General features: G+C 74.7%; 2 protein-coding genes. Both read right to left on the bottom strand.

Annotated elements, in window-relative coordinates; translation table 11 throughout:
• A partial coding sequence (locus G3N62_RS35505; protein ID WP_206141556.1) for a triphosphoribosyl-dephospho-CoA synthase occupies positions 1-721 on the bottom strand: 721 nt, incomplete at its 3' end.
• Positions 718-1108: malonate decarboxylase holo-[acyl-carrier-protein] synthase (gene mdcG, locus G3N62_RS35500; RefSeq protein ID WP_206141555.1), on the bottom strand; the 391-nt coding region annotated here is incomplete at its 5' end. The genes mdcG and G3N62_RS35505, both read right to left, overlap by 4 nt.

Raw genomic sequence — 1108 nt, 5'->3', positions numbered from 1 at the left:
CGCCGCGGGCGACGAACGCACGGGCGGTCGCCCGCGCGAAATCGAGGCCGTGCTGCACGCCCCGGTGCAACAGATTCGTGTCGTCGAGCGCGGCGATCAGCGCAAAGCACGCGTCGACGCGCGCGGCTTCCGGATCGCCGGGCAGGTCGCGCCGCGCGCGGCGCAGCGCGGGCAACCCGACCGCGTACACGGTCGGGAAGCCGTCAGCCGCTTCGCGACGCGCGCCGCCGACACCGTAGCGGCGGCTCGCCCGCTCGCCATGGCTGTCGGGCAAACGCGGGCCGCCGAGGATGTCGGCACCCCAGCGGCCGGAGACGAACGCGCCGAGCGTCGTCCCGTTAGGCACCGCGCCCGGCACCGCGCGCCGGCCCGCGGCCGCGCACAGCAGCCCGAGCCCGAAGATCGCGCCGCGATGCGTATTGACGCCGCCGGTCGCGGCGAGCATCGCGTGTTCGGCACGCAGGCCGATCTTGCGCAGCACGGCCATGTCCGCGTCGCGTGCGCCCGCGGCGGCGAGTGCCGCGAAGTACGGCCGCAGCACCGCGGCGCTGCGCGCGAACGTCGCGGCATCCATGTCGGTATGACTGCCGGTGTCGACATGGCTGACGAGACCCGGCTTCGGATAAGTCTCGATCTCGAGCACGAGGCTGCGCTCGGCCAGCGCGGCGATGCGCTCGGCATCCGACGGCGCCGCTACGCGGCAGGCAGCCCATGCGCTCATCGCGCGCCTCCGGTGAATGCGTCGGCCGCCATCAATTCGACGGCGACCGCGGTCTTGACCGCGACTTCGGGGCGCCGCGCATGCAGTTCGCGCCAGTTGACGCCCGCGCCGTCGGCGCGCAGCAGTTCGCCGTCGATGCGCATCGGCGCGTGCGCGTCGATCGCCGCGAGACCGTCGAGCAACGGCCGGAGCGACGCGGCATCCGGCAGCGGAAACACGATGTCGAGGTCGGACGACGGGCCCAGGTACGGCTCGCCCGTCAGTGCCTGCCACGCGAGGCTGCCGAACACGCGCCCCTGCACGCCGCTGCGCGCGCCGAGCGCGTCGAGCGCGCGCAGCGGTACGTGCCATGCGTCGGGCGCGGCGCCGAGCACGTCGGCCAGCGCG

The sequence above is a fragment of the Burkholderia sp. Tr-20355 genome, from assembly GCF_017104685.1.
Lineage (GTDB): Bacteria > Pseudomonadota > Gammaproteobacteria > Burkholderiales > Burkholderiaceae > Burkholderia > Burkholderia seminalis.
This window is presented reverse-complemented; position numbering and strand designations above follow the sequence as displayed.